Annotated in this window: 16 protein-coding genes; 14 read left to right on the top strand and 2 right to left on the bottom strand. The window is 48.7% G+C overall.

Annotation, left to right across the window (positions count from 1 at the left end; genetic code table 11):
- Positions 1-74 precede the first annotated feature (74 nt).
- Together DWB64_RS00760 and DWB64_RS00755 are read right to left on the bottom strand one after the other, a co-directional pair.
- On the bottom strand, positions 75-1493 hold the full coding sequence (locus tag DWB64_RS00760; RefSeq protein ID WP_129486266.1) for a cell wall metabolism sensor histidine kinase WalK: 1419 nt from the start codon (positions 1491-1493) through the stop codon (positions 75-77).
- Positions 1471-2172, bottom strand: coding sequence for a response regulator transcription factor (locus DWB64_RS00755; RefSeq protein WP_129486265.1), 702 nt, complete (start codon positions 2170-2172; stop codon positions 1471-1473). Before DWB64_RS00755 ends, DWB64_RS00760 begins: the two co-directional genes overlap by 23 nt.
- Before the next feature lie 284 nt (positions 2173-2456).
- On the opposite strand from DWB64_RS00755, the gene DWB64_RS00750 reads away from it, so the two are divergent.
- The 14 genes from DWB64_RS00750 to DWB64_RS00685 are packed head-to-tail and all read left to right on the top strand — an operon-like array spanning position 2457 to position 18190.
- Positions 2457-3023 (top strand): NTP transferase domain-containing protein, encoded by a 567-nt coding sequence (locus DWB64_RS00750; protein ID WP_129486264.1) that lies wholly within the window; start codon positions 2457-2459, stop codon positions 3021-3023.
- Positions 3020-5104: a xanthine dehydrogenase family protein molybdopterin-binding subunit gene (locus tag DWB64_RS00745; RefSeq protein WP_129486263.1), complete on the top strand. Its 2085-nt coding sequence runs from the start codon at positions 3020-3022 to the stop codon at positions 5102-5104. Before DWB64_RS00750 ends, DWB64_RS00745 begins: the two co-directional genes overlap by 4 nt.
- Complete coding sequence (locus tag DWB64_RS00740) at positions 5101-5574, top strand: (2Fe-2S)-binding protein (protein WP_129486262.1); 474 nt, start codon at positions 5101-5103, stop codon at positions 5572-5574. The genes DWB64_RS00745 and DWB64_RS00740 overlap by 4 nt, the downstream gene beginning before the upstream one ends.
- The gene (locus DWB64_RS00735; RefSeq protein ID WP_129486261.1) at positions 5567-6388 is read left to right on the top strand and encodes a xanthine dehydrogenase family protein subunit M; all 822 of its coding nucleotides are present in this window, start codon (positions 5567-5569) and stop codon (positions 6386-6388) included. The genes DWB64_RS00740 and DWB64_RS00735 overlap by 8 nt, the downstream gene beginning before the upstream one ends.
- The gene (locus DWB64_RS00730) at positions 6385-7575 is read left to right on the top strand and encodes a YgeY family selenium metabolism-linked hydrolase (RefSeq protein ID WP_129486260.1); all 1191 of its coding nucleotides are present in this window, start codon (positions 6385-6387) and stop codon (positions 7573-7575) included. The genes DWB64_RS00735 and DWB64_RS00730 overlap by 4 nt, the downstream gene beginning before the upstream one ends.
- 41 nt (positions 7576-7616) lie before the next feature.
- Complete coding sequence (locus DWB64_RS00725) at positions 7617-8579, top strand: ornithine carbamoyltransferase (RefSeq protein WP_129486259.1); 963 nt, start codon at positions 7617-7619, stop codon at positions 8577-8579.
- Positions 8580-8589: 10 nt separating this feature from the next.
- On the top strand, positions 8590-9987 hold the full coding sequence (locus tag DWB64_RS00720; protein WP_129486258.1) for a PLP-dependent cysteine synthase family protein: 1398 nt from the start codon (positions 8590-8592) through the stop codon (positions 9985-9987).
- 1 nt (position 9988) lies between these two features.
- Complete coding sequence (locus DWB64_RS00715; protein ID WP_129486257.1) at positions 9989-11275, top strand: dihydroorotase family protein; 1287 nt, start codon at positions 9989-9991, stop codon at positions 11273-11275.
- A complete protein-coding gene (locus DWB64_RS00710; protein ID WP_129486256.1) occupies positions 11253-12512 on the top strand; it encodes an amidohydrolase family protein in 1260 nt (419 codons plus the stop codon). The genes DWB64_RS00715 and DWB64_RS00710 overlap by 23 nt, the downstream gene beginning before the upstream one ends.
- Positions 12505-13572, top strand: a complete 1068-nt coding sequence (locus tag DWB64_RS00705) for a 4Fe-4S binding protein (protein WP_129486255.1) — start codon at positions 12505-12507, stop codon at positions 13570-13572. Before DWB64_RS00710 ends, DWB64_RS00705 begins: the two co-directional genes overlap by 8 nt.
- A complete protein-coding gene (thrC, locus tag DWB64_RS00700) occupies positions 13569-14714 on the top strand; it encodes a threonine synthase (RefSeq protein WP_129486254.1) in 1146 nt (381 codons plus the stop codon). Before DWB64_RS00705 ends, thrC begins: the two co-directional genes overlap by 4 nt.
- 1 nt (position 14715) lies before the next feature.
- Positions 14716-15456, top strand: a complete 741-nt coding sequence (locus DWB64_RS00695) for a xanthine dehydrogenase family protein subunit M (protein ID WP_129486253.1) — start codon at positions 14716-14718, stop codon at positions 15454-15456.
- Positions 15447-15902 carry a (2Fe-2S)-binding protein gene (locus DWB64_RS00690; protein ID WP_129486252.1) on the top strand — a complete coding sequence of 152 codons (456 nt, stop codon included), beginning with the start codon at positions 15447-15449 and terminating at the stop codon, positions 15900-15902. Before DWB64_RS00695 ends, DWB64_RS00690 begins: the two co-directional genes overlap by 10 nt.
- On the top strand, positions 15899-18190 hold the full coding sequence (locus tag DWB64_RS00685) for a xanthine dehydrogenase family protein molybdopterin-binding subunit (protein WP_129486251.1): 2292 nt from the start codon (positions 15899-15901) through the stop codon (positions 18188-18190). The genes DWB64_RS00690 and DWB64_RS00685 overlap by 4 nt, the downstream gene beginning before the upstream one ends.
- Positions 18191-18209: the final 19 nt, after the last annotated feature.

Raw genomic sequence — 18209 nt, 5'->3', positions numbered from 1 at the left:
CCCTTAACGTATTGATTCCCACTTTAGTGATTTTAAAACGAAAAATCCCTTAGTTGCCCACTAAGGGATTCTGATTATGTCCTATTTAAGGTGACGGTGAATAAGGCACCTTTTTTGTGGTTTTCAGCGGTGACCCTGCCACCTAGGAGCTGAACAGCTGTAGCGACGATAGCTAAGCCTAACCCGAAATTGCCTTGGTCGCCCTTATAAAAACGATCGAACAGATGTGGAATCGTTTCTGGATTTAAACCGGGACCGTCGTCCTGAATTTGGATTACGACACTGGTATCGCGGTTTGTCACGTCGATGACGATGATTTTTTGTGCGTATTTCACCGCATTGGAAAGAAGATTGGTGATCGCCTTTTCAAACAGCTCCTCATCGAGTAGAAGGTAACAATCGTCTGGACAGTTGAGTGTTACCATCTTATTTTGCTGTTTGGTGATGCCTTGAACTCTTTGCGCATATTGGTCCAGCAGCTCCTTGATGTCGACTTTTTCAAGGTGCAGCTTTTGCGCGCCGCTTTCAAGCCTTGAGAGCGTCAGTAGCTGATCGACAAGAAGTTTGAGACGGATGCTTTCAGAAGCGATGATCGCTGCGGCCTGAGCGGTATCTTCAAATACTCCCGATGAGATTCCTTCGGCATAGCCCTGGATTGACATCAGCGGTGTACGCAGGTCGTGGGATAGGTTTTGAAAGTAGTATATCCGTGCCTGTTCGGACTGCTGGATGACACTACTCATGTCGTTAAGGCTGTTGTAAAGCACGCTCATCTCTTTTGATTTAGGATCTGAGCTGATCAGATCATACTTGCCTTTGGATATTTCTGTCGCGTGTAGTGCGGCAGCTCTGATGGGTTTTGTTATATCCCCCGAAACCTTGTTTGCAACAAGAGAACCTATCGCCACAGCGACTAGGATGATGCCGATAAGGATCAGATTGATCTGTCTTAGCATAGAATCGTTTTGGATGAGTGGCGCAACTAGGATCAGGTAATTTTGACTTGCCCTTGAACTAAGAACCTTCAGTTCGGAATAGGCCACCAGATAAGTCCGGCCGTCGTAATCTATCTTTTGTGTGACATTCAGCGACTGCGGTCCTGCTTTTGAAACAAGGTCTGCGATTAGATCCTCGCTTAAGTCCGTCTCGGAAAAGTCCTTTGGAAAAATCAGCTTTTCGTTTGAGTTTGTAAAGAGTATCTCCGTGTTCTGGGTTCTCTTGGCGAGCCTTATCGCATGATTGAGCGATGTCAGGGTGCTCCTGACCTGCTCCAAGGTGGGTTGAGTCGTTGTTTGCGGCAGTCGAGTGGCGACCTCTTCCCTTACAAGGACCTGAACAGTCGTGAATGATTGTTTTAGGTCGTTGAGCGTATTTCTGTAAAAATAGCTTCTCAGTGCGAAGTTAAAAACGATAAAGACTAAAAGAGGCATGATGACAATCATCATCAGATAAGGCAGTCGAATTTTTTGATTAAGTGTTTTCTGTTTTTTCATCGCTGGTCTCCAATTTGAATCCGAATCCCCAGACGGCGGTTATCCGTACACCTGTGGGGGCAAGTTTTTTTCGTAAGCGCTTGACGACATCGTCTGTGGCTCTGGTATCGACAACATCTTCAAATTGCCAGACATTCTTGAGCAGTTCTTCCCTTGATACCGCCTTATCCTGATTGTTAAAAAGGTAGGCTAAAAAATCGAATTCTGTCGGGGAGACGTCGAAGACCGTATTTTTATAGGTGATTTGACGCGTTTTTTCATCGATCACCATGTTTGCGAAGTTAAGTGTGGTCTGGACCTCAGAACTACCACTTAAGGAGATCCGTCTAAAAATGGAATTGACTCTTGCCACAAGTTCGATTGGTGAGAAGGGTTTGACAAGATAGTCGTCACTGCCGATGGTTATTCCTGTGATCCTATCAAGCTCACTGTCCCTGGCCGATACGATGATGATCGGAACCGGTGAAGAGGACCGGACACGGGTGCATATGGTAAGACCGTCGGTACCTGGCATCATCAGGTCCAGAACAATCATGTCAGGCTCCTTCTTCAGAAAGGCTTCGTATAACAGATCGCCTGTCTCGAAGGTAGCCACCTCAAAACCTGCGTTTTTTAAAAAACTCTTCATCAGTTCCCGGATGTTCTTTTCATCGTCCGCCACATAAATCAACTTCGCCATTATTCTTCCATCCTATCTTTACAATCCGTGAGTAGATTCGACTGTCCGTTCCATTTGGGTACATTTCACCTATACCCATTTTAACATATGCCTCACTTGCAAATGGTCTTTGCCACTACTTTGCCACAGTTTTGACGGTGTGGGATGGATGAGGGATGATTTAAGAGAATCTTTGGTGGTTTGTTACAAATCACCAACTGTGAATTTATAGAAAATTCGGTGATTGATAAGTGATATCAGTAAGTTTATGGGTAAAATCATGTTGATAGGGAGGTTTTGTAAATATGAGGGTGGAAGGTGTAATCTTAGCAGCTGGATTATCCAGTCGAATGGGTGAGAATAAGTTGATAAAACCGATCGATTTTGTTCCGATGATAGAATGTGTGATTGTCAACATGCTTGCCTTTTGCGACCTTATTTTTGTGGTGGTAGGGCATCGACAGGAGTCCTTGATTCCTATTTTAAGCAACTACGAGAAAGTGAGGATTCTTTTGAATCCTGAGTATGAGTCTGGTATGTTTTCGTCAGTGGTCATGGGATGCGAGGCGATACGCTGTGACAGGTTTTTTCTGATCCCTGCGGATATGCCTTTCACCCAGGCAAGTACCTATCAAAAAATGTTGACGGTGGATGCACAGCTTGTGGTACCAAGCTACTGCCATAGGGCGGGGCATCCTATTCTGATAAGCAGCAAGGTGGTTGAGGGCATCAGAGATTCAAAAGTCAAGCACTTAAGAGAATTTTTAAGCGATACACCTAAGGTGTACGTGGTAGTAGACGATCCTGGAATACTGATAGATATCGATACACCCGAAGATTATGAAAAATATGTTGTGGAGGGATACAGATGAAGATTACAGATTCGGTGCACCGAGTGGATAGCGCAGATAAGCTGCGGGGAGTCACAAACTATATTGAGGATATCGTCTTTGACGGGATGATGTATGCGAAGACACTAAGAAGCACGGTAGCAAACGCGAGAATCGAGTCCATCGAGTTTCCTTGCCACAAGGAAGGTGTCTTTGTGATCAGCGGCAAGGATGCGGTGGAACATAATGAAGTCGCCATGATAGAAAAGGACATGCCGATCTTCGCTGAGGAAAGAGTGACCTATATCGGAGAACCCATCGCACTGGTCGTCGGTGAGGATAAGGATGTCGTCTTGGAGTACATGTCTGGAATAACTGTGAATTACATAGAAGAAACACCCGTGTTCGATATGCTCTCAGCCTCTCTTTTAGAGGGTCATACGCTGACAGACCACACCTTTGAAAAAGGAAGCCTTGTGCATCTTGAGTATGATGAGAAGTTCAGCGAATCATTCTCTACGTCTTATCAGGAGCAGCTGTATATGGAAAAACAAGGAGTTGTAGGAACTTATGAAGACGACGTGGTTACCGTGTACGGATCGCTTCAATGCCCTTACTACATCCTTAACGCCCTCAAACACAGTTTCGGATTCGACGAGACCAGACTTAGGGTCATCCAGTCAGCGACAGGTGGCGCCTTTGGCGGAAAAGAGGAATATCCCTCCTTGCTAGCCTGTCAGGTGGCCATTGCCGCCTACCGGCTAAAGCGACCGGTCAGGCTTGTGTTTGACAGGCGGGAGGATATGGCTTTCTCAACCAAGCGTCATCCATCAGAAACCCAGGTCACGAGCTATCTCAAAGACGGCAGGATCGTCGGCATGGATTTTGACATTCTGCTCGATGCGGGTTCTTATCTTGGTTTAAGCGATGTCGTGCTCCAAAGGTCCATCCTGACAATGACGGGCAGTTATCTTGTCAAGAACCTTAGGGTCAGGGGGAGAACCATCAAGACAAACAATGTGTTCACCGGTGCTTTCAGAGGATTCGGAGCACCACAAAGCATGTATGCGCTCGAACTGCATATGAACCATCTGGCCGACAGGATGAATGCGGACCCCCTTGAGTTTAGAAGGATGCATTATGTCAAAAAAGGCGATGAGACATCCACAGGCGGCATCTTCCACGAGAACATCTTCTTAAACGAACTCACAGACCTTCTGGAGTCGATAAGCGATTATCAAACCATAAAACGAAAGAATGAACCGCTGGTAGGGTATGGCGTTTCGGTCATTCCCCATGGCGGCGGCTTTACAGGCGATGGCGAGGCGACCCACATCAAGGCGGTTGTGAAGTTAAGAAAAGAGACCGACGACTGCGTGACCATCCTTGTGTCCAATGTCGAAATGGGCCAGGGTGCGATCACGACACTCTCAAAAATAGTGGCTTCTGTGCTTGATATCGAGATGGACAGGGTTAGATATGAGACCCCTGACACCTTCAAGGTTCCTGACTCGGGACCGACAGTCGCATCGAGGACGACCATGGTGGTCGGAGCCTTGATAGCGAAAGCGGCGGTCAAGTTAAAGGAGAGGATGAACGAAAGGGGTGAGGTGCTCATCACTGAAAACTTTGTTCAGCCCGAATATATAAAATGGGACCAGGAAACGCTTAAGGGAAATGCCTACATGGCATATTCCTGGTCGGCTCTTCTTGCAAGAGTAGAGGTTGATCCGATCAGCTATGAGGTGAGCTGCACGGACATCTGGGGCGCATATGACGTAGGCATCCCCATTGATGAGAATTTGCTGATGGGTCAGATCCATGGAGGCATCGTGCAAGGACTTGGTTATGCGCTGATGGAGGACATGACTTCACGTGATGGACTTATAGAGCAGACAGCCTTTGCAAGCTACCCCATTCCGACGACGATGGATATCCCAGACATGCACGCGGACTGGATCATCAACCGTTACGAAGACGGCCCATTTGGAGCAAAGGCTGTGGGAGAGCTGACACTTGTGGGTGTTGCTCCTGCCGTGGCATCTGCTGTGGAGCATGCGATGAAGATAAAAACGAACCATATACCGGTCACTCCAGAAGTCATTGAAAGGAATCTGCTATGAATAATATTTCATTTGAATTGAATGGAAAAATGATAAATATGGGCTGTGAGCTGACAAGAAGATTGCTCGATGTGTTAAGAATCGATTTTGGACTGACAGGAACCAAAGAGGGCTGCCAAGAGGGGGAATGTGGAGCATGCCTCGTGTTTATAGACGGACAGATCCTCAACTCCTGTGTCGTTCCGGTGGGCAACGTGATAGGAAAGTCGGTGATCACCATCGAGGGTTACGCGGCTACTGAGGAATACCAAAGGATCGAACGCGCGTTTCTCGAATATGGAGCGGTGCAGTGCGGCTACTGCACTCCGGGCATGGTGATGGCGGTGGGAGCCCTTTTAAAAAGCGGACAGCCCTTAGAGGATAAGACGATCAAATCGGCCCTGTCAGGTAACCTTTGCAGGTGCACAGGGTATCAGACGATTTTTGACGCGGTAAAAAGTATGGATTTAGGAGGTGGAGAAGATGTATAGCTGCTATAGACCCAAACACCTTGATGAAGCACTCGATATGATGAGCGGGAAAAGTCTGATCCCTCTGGCTGGAGGCACAGACCTTATGATCAGGGCGAGAAACTGGCAAGGGGCGAAAAGAGCCTTCAAAGGGGATGTGATTCTTGTCTCTCAGCTTGAAGAACTTCAGAAGATCACAGAAACATCCACCGACTACCTTATCGGATCCGCTGTCACACAGGCCCAGTGCGTAGAGAGCGAAATCCTACCTGTGTACCTGAAAGAGGTCGTAGCACTCATGGCGACACCGGCTATAAGAAACGCCGCTACGGTAGGCGGCAACATTGCTAACGCAGCAAGTGTGGCGGATCTTCTGCCTGTCTTTTATGCGGCGGATGCCAAAGTGAGACTGCAGTCGAAAGAAGGTTCAAGAATTATAGCTGTCCAGGATTTCATCTTGGGAAAATACAAGACTCAAAGAATACCCAACGAGCTTTTAATCGAAGTCATCCTCCCAAAGTTGGATGTGAAGAAACACCTGTATAAGAAAATGGGTCAGCGGCGATCGAGCATCTTGTCAAAGGTGTCTTTCATCGCCCTGCTTACAGAGAATGGGTCAAGGGTGGCGATCGGTGCGCTAAACGATGTGGTGATAAGGGACATCCAGCTGGAGCGTCAGATCGACAGCTGCAGCGATAGTCCGGATGAAGTGGAGCATATCCTGTCCGGCTATCAGGCGCTATTCAGGAGTAAAGACGATAAAAGGTCGACGAAGAACTACAGGGAAAAAGTGGCAGTGAACCTACTCAGAAAATGGATCGAGGATGAAGAATGAGACAAAAGATGATGGAATGGATGAAAGCCAATGAGAAGAACACGTTTAAGTTTTTAAGAGACCTGATCGCACTTCCCTCCACAAGCTGTAACGAAAAAGAAGTGGTGTCTCGGATTGCAAAGGAAATGGAGGCACTCGATTTTGACGAAATAATCATCGATAAAATGGGAAACATACTGGGTCGTGTGGGATCCGGGGCAAGAATCATCGCATTCGACGGTCATATCGACACGGTGGATGTGGGGAACCTGACCAACTGGACCTTTGATCCCTTTACCGGAAAAGAAGATGACCTACATATATTCGGAAGAGGCGCCTCGGACCAGACCGGAGGATTTATCAGTGCTGTTTATGCCGCGGGAATGCTCAAAAGCATGGGTTTACTTGAAGGTGTCTCCCTTTGGGTCGTTGGAAGCGTCCAAGAGGAGGACTGTGACGGACTTTGCTGGCAACATATCCTAAACGAGAAGGTGATTGTCCCTGAGTTTGTCGTCATTACTGAACCGACCAGCCTGGGGGTTTACAGGGGCCAGCGCGGGCGTATGGAGATCAGGGTGGATGTCTCGGGTACGAGCGCCCACGGTTCTGCGCCCGAACGTGGAGACAACGCGATCTACAAGATGGCAAAGATAATCAACGAGCTCGAAGCACTCAACGAGAAGCTGATCCACGATGACTTTTTAGGAAAAGGAACGCTTGCTGTGTCTGAAATATTCTATAGCTCGCCTTCAAGGTGCGCTGTGGCCGACAGCTGCGCCGTTTCGATAGACAGAAGACTCACCACAGGAGAATCCCCAGGATACGCGGTCGACCAGATCAGATCCCTTGCAACCGTCAAGGACTACGGCGCGGTGGTTGACATGTACAGGTACGATAAGGCTTCTTATACGGGACTTGTGCAGGATGTGCCCTGCGAGTTTCCGACCTGGACGATCCCTGAGGACCATATGCTTGTCAAGCACCTTAACGATGCGCATCTAAAGATGCACGGAGAAGCCCCTGTCACTGACAAATGGACTTTTTCCACCAATGGCGTGGCAATCATGGGAATGAACGGGATTCCTTGTATCGGTTACGGACCAGGTGATGAGAAAGAGGCCCATGCTCCAAATGAAAAGATCAGAAAAGAGGATATCAGAAAAGCGATAACGACCTATGCGTGTTTTGTCGCTGATTTAAAAGGATAAAGCCATTTATCGACCACTACTTTAAAACCGGAGGTACTCACATGTACGGAACACTTAAAGGAAAACACTTCATCACACTTAGGGATTGGACCAACGATCAGATTGATATGGCGCTTGAAACAGCGAGTGATTTAAAACGAAGACATTACATGGACATCAAGACACCGATACTCGAATACAAGACCATCGCCTTGATGTTTTTCGAGGCCTCCACAAGGACAAGGAACTCGATGGAAATGGGCATCGCCCAACTTGGAGGGCATGCGAACTATCTGGATACCTCCACCATGCAGATCAGCCACGGTGAAGTGGCAAAGGACACCGGAGTCATCCTGTCGAGTTTCGGACACGGACTTGCCTGCAGATATTGCGACTGGGAGATCGGAAACAAGTACATCACCGAGATGGCCAAGTACGCCTCAAGACCCGTCATGAACCTGCAGTGCGACCTGTATCATCCGATGCAGGGACTAGCAGACCTCATGACCATCAAGGAAAAGCACGAGTCTACAAAGGGTTTGAACGTATCGATTATCTGGGCATTTGCCACAAGCCATAAAAAACCCATCAGCGTACCCCTCACGCAGGCCCTGCTCTTCCCTAGATACGGAATGAATGTCACCTTGGCACATCCTCCTGGATTTGAGCTGCCTGATTGGGTGATTGAAGAAGCCAAAGAAAACGCAAGCAAGCACGGCGGAAGCTTCAGGGTAATAGGAAATATCGAAGAGGCTTTTAAAGATGCCGACATCGTCATTCCAAAAAACTGGGGCTCATGGAGCGGAAAAGGTCCAGAACCTAGACTCGAAGACCATAAGCACTGGAAATGCACGGAAAAGCTGATGGACACAGCGCATCCCAATGTCCATTACATGCATGCCCTGCCTGCCGACAGGGGCAACGAGGTGGAGGATTCGGTGATCGACGGGCAACATTCCATCGTCTATCAGGAAGCTGAAAACAGACTACACACCGCAAAAGCCGTTATGGCTCTGACCCTTTAGGAGGCGACTCATGAAAATTCCAGTCATAGGACCTACCTACGAAGAAATGCTGCACCCTTCGACCATCGATGCGGACATCAGGAAGATGGCGCTGAAAATGGCAAAGGAGGACCCGCTGCATCCCGTAAATCTGTATAATATCAACTGGCGCAATGCCGACGACTCCTACAGGTATTTCATACTGCCTCCAAGCTTTACCGGAGTGGACGCCAACATCATTGTGATGTATGCCAAGGATTTTCCCTCAGGTTCCCATAAGGTGGGTCCGACCTATTCCGTCCTTACAGAAAAAACGGTAAGTGGTGAAGTGGACCCTACCCATCACACGCTCGTGTGGCCATCTACAGGTAACTACGGTGTGGGCGGAGCGTGGGTGAGCGCGCGTATGCAGTATAAGTCGCTTGTGATCCTACCAGAAGAGATGTCCGAAGAAAGGTTTGAGATCATAAGAAGGTACGGCTCCGATGTGATCGCCACGCCGGGGTGCGAATCGAATGTGAAGGAAATCTACGACAAGACCCACGAGCTTGTGGCAGAGTCGCCGGATACCATCAGAATACTCAACCAGTTCGAATCTTTTGCCAATTACAGATTCCATGAGTACGTGACTGGCGGCACCATGGTCGAACTGGTGAAGGACGAAAAAATAGGAAACGAAGAGATCGCAGCGGTCGTACTTACTGTCGGTTCTGCTGGAACCATCGCAAGTGGTGACAGGATCAAAAAGGTCTTTCCCAAAGCCAAGGTGGTCGCAGGAGAACCTGTCCAGTGTCCGACACTCGCATTAAACGGCTACGGCGGGCATGACATTCAAGGCATCGGGGACAAGCATGTCACGTGGATACACAATGTGATGAACACAGACGGTGTGGTGCTCATTGACGACATGGACGCCAAACGGCTTTTAAAGCTGTTCCACTCAGAGACCGGAAAAGCCTATTTGAGCCGGTTTATCCCTGAAGCGCTTATAGACAAACTATCCACCTGCCTTGGGATTTCGGGCTGTGCGAATATTATCGCGGCGATTAAAACGGCAAAATATTATGACCTCAAGGATGGTGAAAATGTATTCACTGTCGCAACGGACGGAATCGACAGATACTATTCGGTGATGAAAAACATGCCTGAGTACAGCGAGCATGAGGCCAAGGCCGTCTATGAGCGGATCATCGGTTATCAGAGCGAGAGTGATTTTTATGAAGGCGACAAACACAACCGTCTGAGATGGCATAATTTGAAATACTACACCTGGATAGAACAACAGGGAAAAACCATCGAAGAGCTGAACCGCATGAAGGATCAGGAGTTTTGGTTGAATGAGGCGGGTAAAGTAAAAGAGATGGACGAGAAGATCATCCAGTATAGGACGCAACATCAGGAAGCCCTTAAAAAAGTACTGGGGTACTGATATGTACGATACGGCACTTATAGGGGGAGAGGTGTATGCAGGCGGCGGGCTTTTTAAAAGCAACGTATTCATTAAAGATGGAGTGATTCGCCTGATAGGTCTTGAAGAGCATCCTTCTAAGGACGTGGTGGACTGCTCAGGCCTGTTCATCTTGCCAGGGATCATCGACCCGCATGTGCATATGGAACTGAACCTCGGTCATGTGACAAGCTGTGACGACTTTTATCAGGGATCTGTCGCCGCCGCTTTTGGCGGTGTGACGACGATCCTCGATTTTCTGGATCCGATTGAAAGCGAGATGAAATACGCCAATGCCCTTAAAAGCAGAATGGAAAAGGCGCAGGCGTCGATCATCGACTACGGTTTTCATGCGACCCTCGGCAACTTTAGAGGTGACGTGAAAGAACTGGTAAGACAAGTGAAGCGTAGCGGTCTTTCAAGCATCAAGGTGTTTACGACCTACTCCGAATCCGACCGTAAAGTTCCTAAAGAAGTGTTAGAGGCCCTACTAGGTGAAGAGATTGTCACCATGGTGCATGCGGAGGACGATGAGCTGGTGGACGCCAGGTACAAGGAAATATCGACCTTCGAGAACAGCAGGCCGCTGACCTCCGAACTTAGCGCCCTTAAGGACCTGCTTGCACTAAAAAGAAGGGGCGTGCTTTATGTGGTGCATGTCTCAAGCGGTAGCGGTGTGGAGTTGCTTTCTAATATGAAGCATGTCGTGATAGAAAGCTGCCCGCATTACTTTTACCTGTCAAAGGAGAGCTTTAAAGAGGAGCAGGGGGCGCTCTACCTGCTTGCTCCGCCGCTTAGGTCTAGAGAGGAACGCGATAAGCTAAATAAGCGGATAAGCCTCTTGACGACGATCGGCACCGACCACTGCCCCTTCAAAAAAGAAGAAAAGCTTAAGTACGGCGATGCGGCGAAGGTTCCAAAGGGGATCGGCAGCATCAGCTATAGCTTCTTGTTGATGTACAACAAGTTCGGAATAGGCATCATCGACAAGATGAGCAAAAATGTAGCGGCGGTTTTCGGACTAAAGGACAAAGGAGAAATCAAAGAAGGCCATAGGGCCGACTTGTTCCTTTTTGATCCCCTAAAGCACACGGTGGTTTCAGCCCATATGGGGGCAAGTGACTACTCGGTCTATCAGGACATGGTGCTAAAGGGAGCTGTGATCCGCACCATGGTCAGCGGCAAAGTCGTCATGGATGACGGGCGCGTGTTTGAAAACAAAGGACAATTTGTAAGGAGTGATTTTAATGATCGCACTGACGAATATTAGGCTATACGATTATGAGACCTATATCGATCACGGCTACCTCATTTTTGACCATGGAGAAATTGTCGATGTGGGTAGGATGGAGGATTTTGAGTCCTGCAAGAACTGCATTGACGGTGAAGGAAGTTTTCTTCTACCTGGTTTCATCAACTTCCACACCCATATGTATTCCTCCTTTGCAAGAGGATTTGACTTTAAAAGCGATGCCAAGAGCTTTAGGGAGATGCTCCAAAAGGTCTGGTGGAGACTCGACCGGAATCTGACCCTGGAGGATGTGTACTGGTCGGCGGTAGCGCATGGCCAGGAGCTGCTGCTAAAGGGCGTCGTAGGTGTCATGGACCACCATGCAAGCGGTGAGATCCTAGGGTCTACAAAGGCTGTGGAGAAAGCCATAAAGGATATGGGGCTGCACGGTTCCACTTGTTTTGAAGTGAGTGATAGATTTGATACAGGCCACGCAATTGAAGAGAACCGCATGCATCTTTCGAAGTACGGCGGGTTTTTAGGACTGCATGCCTCGATGACACTTGGTGACAGCACCCTAAAAAAAATAGTGGAGAGTATCGCATCCGCGCCTATCCACTGCCATATCGCAGAGAGCCTTGAAGACCAGACAGCCTTTGCGCTATCACCGGTTGAACGGCTTAGAATGAATGGGCTGCTTGTGAAAGATAGCTTGCTCGCACACTGTGTGCATATCACAGAACTAGATGCCAAGATCATAAAGGAAAGCGGATGCACGGTCGTTGCCAATGTCAGAAGCAATCAGAACAACGGTGTGGGAACAGTCGACTATGAGCTGCTGAATAGGTATGGGGTTCCAGTCGTCGTCGGTACGGACGGGCTGGGCGCCGATGTGGCAAAAAGCTGGCAGGAGCTGTACTACAGCGAAAAGGCAAAAGGCGGACCTAGCGCTCAGGCGATGACGCTCAAAAAACTTAAAGATGAAATCAGAAACAGCTACCGATACTATGAAACAATCACAGGGCTCAAGCTAGGCAAGTTCGACAAGGGATATCGATTTGATGCGGTCTTGTTGGATTACAGCGCATCCAGTCCCGTTACCGATGAAAATGTCTTTTCGCATGTCTTTTATGGAATTTACGATGACTTAAGTATCATCAAGATGTGGAATGGAGGCAATCTTTTAGTCGACCATCACAAGCTTGTAAGGGAGCAAAAGATCCCTAAAACAATAGTGGGGAACCTGTGGCAAAGAATAGAGGCTGAACATGAATAAAAAAGTGAATCTCTTCGGACTGGCATTCGACAATCCGCTCTTACCGGCATCCGGCCCTTTATGCGAAGGGCTCGAAAACTTACTTAGCCTAAACGAGCTTCTGCTAGGCGGTCTGGTCACAAAAACGATTTCTGTCGAAGGCGCTCAAGTTAAAAAGCCGTGCATTGTGGCGACCAAACATATGGTGTACAACACCGAGCTATGGAGCGAACACGATCTGAACTACTGGATCGGTGTGCTCCCGACGCTAGTCAGTCAAAAGACGAAGCCGCTGGGAATCAGTGTGGGCTACACGAAGGAACAGCTCGAAATCGTCATTCCTAAACTAGAAGGGTTCGCGGACTTTTTCGAGATCAGCACGCACTACAACAAGGCTTCGCTTGAATCCATGGTAAGGCATGTCACAGGTCTCACCGATAAGCCCGTACTGATCAAAATGAGCCCGCATGTGGTGGATGACATCCATTTTGTCGAAACCGTCATGAAGGCCGGTGCGAGCGGAATCGTTGCCCTGAACTCCTTTGGACCAGGCGCTGTGATCGACTTAAAAAACAGGTCCCTCCTCATAGGAAACGAGGACGGCCATTCGTGGATTTCGGGTCCTGCCATCAAGCCGTTCGCCCTTCAAAGGATCGCAAGACTCAGAAAGAACTTTCCTGATGTTCCGATTATCGGATGCGGAGGAATAGAAACAGCCACCGATGTGCTCGAAATGATCCTTGCAGGAGCTGATCTTGTGCAGATGCTATCGACGGCGCTGATAAACGGCAGGGCAAGCTATAGTTCCATTGTGGAAGCAATGGACGATGTGATGGTTGAAAACGCTATCGAGTCGGTGGAAGATCTTAGAAACACCGGACTTGACTTTAGCGTGAAAGGTCGAGGAGGTTATCCGGAAATCACAGACAGGTGCATCGGCTGCCAGGTATGCGTCAGGGTATGTCCATTTATGGCCTATGAAGCGGCCGAACGTCCAGTCTTCAATCAGTCGCGCTGCATCAGGTGCGGTCTGTGCGAATCCAGATGTATGGCAAATGCCATCGAGGGGGTGCTCACGTGATCCATCTAACCTGTGTAAGCTGCAGTAGAACCTACAAAAAAGAGAAGAACCGCTATTTTTGCGACAATTGCGGTTCGATTTTCGGAACCCTCGTAGTGAAGTACGATTACGACAAGATAAGGCCCATGCTGGCATCCTTTTCAAAAACCGCACCCATGTACCAGTTTGAGATGCTTCTTCCTGTTAAAAACTATTCTTCTGTTGCTGATGCCGTCGGTGGAACGCCCTTACTCGAGTTCGACAACTTACTCGGTATGGACAAGCTTTATGTCAAAAACGATGGGATGAACCTTTCGGCATCCTTGAAGGACAGGGCGAGTCTCATTGCAGTGAACCTTGCTGTGGAAGAAGGATATGAGACGATATTTTGCGCTTCAACAGGAAACGCCGCCTCATCGCTTGCACTTATCAGCGCAAGCAGTCCGCTGAAAACCGTCATCTTCGTACCTGAAAAAATGCCCGCGGGAAAACTCGCCCAGCTGAAGGTCGCAGGTGTCAAGATCAACAGGATCAGCGGAACCTATGACGATGCCTTTGACCAGTCCATGACGCTTGGGTTCAGCAAACACTGGTACTGCAGAAATTCAGCGGTCAATCCTTATTTGCTTGAGGGTAAAAAGACCGCAGCGTATGAAATTCTCGTACAACTTGATTATCAGGTCCCTGACTATGTATTGGTAAGCGTAGGTGATGGAACTGTGATCAGCGCGATCATCAAGGGATTTGAAGAATTCAAGATTCTAGGACTTGTCGATAAGGTTCCTACTGTCATCGGAGTGCAAGCTGAGGGGGCGTCGACACTGAAGCATGTATTCCAAAAAGGCAAACCCTATACACCGATAAGAGAGGTAGTGGATACCATCGCAGACAGCATCAGTGTAGGGTATCCGCGCGATGTCATCAAGGCCTGTCAGTTTCTTAATAGGAACGGCGGAGACATGATCTCTGTCCATGACGAGGAAATCGTCGAAGCGATCAGGGATCTTGCATCCATGACCGGTGTTTTTGCAGAACCGGCGGGTGCCACGCCGCTTGCTGGCCTAAAGAATATGCTAAGGTCAGGTAAGATCAAACCGCATAATAAGGTAGTGATCCTTGTCACCGGCAACGGCCTTAAAGACATTTCTGCAATAGGAGGTTAATGTGAAAATCAAAGAGTATGTCAAACCGATTGACGTTGCTGCCGCATACGAGCTGCTGATCAGTCAAAAAAACTCGACCTTGATCGCCGGGGGTGTGTTCCTAAGACTACAGCACAGAAGCCTCCCACTTGCGATCGATCTGCAGGATCTGGGTCTAAACAAGATTATCCTAAGCGAAAATGAAATAACCATAGGAGCGATGGTGACCTTGCATGAGATCGAAAACAATAAGGATATCCCACGTGCGCTACGGCAAAGTACGATGCAGATTGCAGGTGTCGCCGTAAGAAATATGGCTACGATAGGCGGCAGTGTCATGGGAAGGTATCCCTTCTCAGATATCCTCACAGCCCTACTGGCGCTTGGAGCGGTGCTTAGGTTTCATCGAAAAGGCGACATCAGGATCGAGGACTTTATCAGTCACGGGCTAGAGGAAGCAGACATCCTGTTGAGTGTGGGTATTCCCTTAAAGGTGAAAAGCGTGTTTAGCGCATTTAAGCCTGTCTATACGGATTTTTCACTGGTCAACTGCTCGATTGCCAAAGAATATTACTATACGATAGCTTTCGGTGCCACCCCCTACAGGGCAGCTTCACTCGTCTGTGTCGACTTACCTTCTGTCGATCTCATTTTGGAGCACTTCAGATTTGGGTCGGATCAGAGAGCTGGCGGTGTTTACAGGCATGCGCTTGCCAAATCGCTATTAGAAGATGCGCTTAAGGAGGTAAGTAGATGGAAGTGACCTTAATCATCAATGGCGACCGGTTTTCCTTTTCGGCGACTCCGGACGAAATCTTACTCGATACACTTAGAAAACTAGGCTATAAGAGCGTAAAACGCGGGTGCGACAGCACAAGCTGCGGAGTATGCCAAATTCTTGTCGACGGCAAACTGGTTCCTTCTTGCGGATTCCTCACAGTCAGGGCCAACCATAAGTTGATCACTACAATTGAGGGAGTGCAGGAACAAGTACGTGAAATAGCCAACTACATAACAGCCGAAGGAGTCGAGCAGTGTGGTTTTTGCTCTCCAGGACATATGATGAGTCTGATCGCCTTATTCAAAGAGATTGAACATCCTACGATGGAGCAAGTCAAACACTATCTGGCCGGTAACATGTGTAGGTGCTCCGGATATGAAGGCCAGCACCGCGCACTTGCCAACTACTTGGAGGTGAACAACCGATGAGCATCAAAACCTCGATTCCCAAAGTGGACGGCATGGGGCTTGTGCTTGGAAAACCAGCCTACACGGACGACTTGGCGCCAAGGGATGCGCTAATCGTCAAGGTCTTAAGATCACCACATGCCCATGCAAAAATCACATCGATAGATGTGAGTTCGGCGCTTGCGATCCCTGAAATAAAATGTGTTCTGACCCATGAGAATGTACCGGATCACGTGTTTTCAAGAGCTGGACAAGGGTTCCCGGAACCTTCGCCATACGATGCAAGAATCTTAAACAAGACCGTCAGGTATATCGGAGACGCGGTGGCAGTCATCGCAGGTGCCACTGAAAAAGTAGTGGACCTTGCGATGTCAAAGATCAAAGTCAGCTATGAAGTGCTACCAGCCATTATCGACTTTGAAGAAGCGATGGACCACAAGGTGCTGATCCACGCAAATGATGAGACGTCCAGCATGTTTCCGATTGGTCATGATGCCAAAAGAAATCTTGCGGCACAGTACGAAATGAAAATCGGTGATATGGGCCAAACCCTCGATTCGTGCGATGTGGTCATTAAAGAGCGCTATTTCACACAGGCTCAGGCACATGCCATGACAGAGCCCCACAGCGCTGTCGCCTACTACGATTTTCAGGACAGGCTCACCATCATCTCAGCGACACAGACTCCTTTTCACGTACGGAGGATACTGGCCAAGAACTTGAATATCCCCTTGTCGACGATTCGTGTGATAAAACCCAGAATCGGTGGAGGTTACGGAGGCAAACAGGCGATTCACGGTGAGTTTTTTGTAGCGCTTGTCACGCAGATGACCAAGCGCCCAGCCAAGCTTATCTATACAAGAAAAGAAGTCTTCACCGCGTCCTATACAAGACACCAGATGCGCATCGATATCACCCTTGGCGCCATGAACGACGGTACGCTAAAGGCGATCGACGTCGACATCCTGTCCAACACGGGAGCCTATGGAGAGCATGCGCTCACGGTACTCATGGTGGCAGGCTCGAAGACCCTCCCGCTCTATAACCATGTGGACGCTGTCGGGTTCAGAGGTGATGTGGTTTACACCAATCTGACACCAGCTGGTGCATTTAGGGGCTACGGAGCAATCCAGGGCAATTTCGCACTTGAATCCATCATGGACGAGCTGGCCGATAAACTTAAGCTTGATCCGATTGAACTAAGAAGAAAAAACATGATCCATGAAGGGGAGACCTCAAAAATATTCGAAGTAATGGGCGAGGGCACAGAAGGTACTGCCATGACTGTCGAATCATGCAAGCTGGAAGAGTGCCTCGACAGCGTGCTAACTACCCTGGACTGGCAAAAGAAATACCCCAGAACCCAGGTGGATGAACATACCGTAAGGGGAGTGGGGCTGGCGCTTGCGATGCAGGGGTCGGGTATTCCCTACATCGATATGGCTTCTGCCATCCTTAAGCTCAACGATGACGGATTCTTCAACCTGCTCATAGGTGCCACCGATCTTGGAACGGGATCTGACACCATACTTTCGCAAATCGCTGCTGAAACCCTTGGTGTGCCTGATGATAAGATCATCGTCTACTCGTCCGATACCGATCTTACTCCTTTTGATACTGGAGCTTACGCCTCGAGCACGACTTATATATCAGGACATAGTGTGAGGATTGCCGCTGAAAGAATGAGAGAAGCGATCGTTGAAAAGGCGAATCGATTCTTTAAGGTCACGGATGCCCAGTTTGATGGAGAGAACATCACAGCTGCAGATACGGTCATCTCCCTTAAGGAATTCGCGACAACACTCTATTATTCCCAGCAGCAGGAACAGTTGGTCGCCCACGGATCCTACGTGGGAACAAAGTCGCCACCGCCTTATATGGTGGGAGCCTGCGAAGTGGAGGTCGACAAACGAACAGGCAGAATAAAGGTGCTTGAATACCATGGCGCCGTAGATTGCGGTACGCCGATCAATCCGAATCTTGCGCGCATTCAAGTCGAAGGAGCCCTGCTTCAGGGAATCGGCATGACCCTATATGAAGAAGTGAACTACCTTGAAAACGGAAGCGTCTTCAACAACTCCTTCATGCGTTACAAGGTTCCGACCAGGATGGACGTCGGGCCGATGCATGTCAGCTTTGAAGAAAGCTATGAGCCAAGTGGACCCTACGGTGCAAAATCGGTAGGCGAAATAGGAATCGACACACCGCCTGCAGCCATTGCAAACGCGATTTTCAATGCGACGGGTGTACGGATACGCTCTCTGCCGATCACCAGTGAGTCCCTGTGGAACGCACTTAATCAAAAATAAAGGAAAGAGTGCCCTATGA

The sequence above is a fragment of the Fusibacter sp. A1 genome, from assembly GCF_004125825.1.
Lineage (GTDB): Bacteria > Bacillota > Clostridia > Peptostreptococcales > Acidaminobacteraceae > QQWI01.
This window is presented reverse-complemented; position numbering and strand designations above follow the sequence as displayed.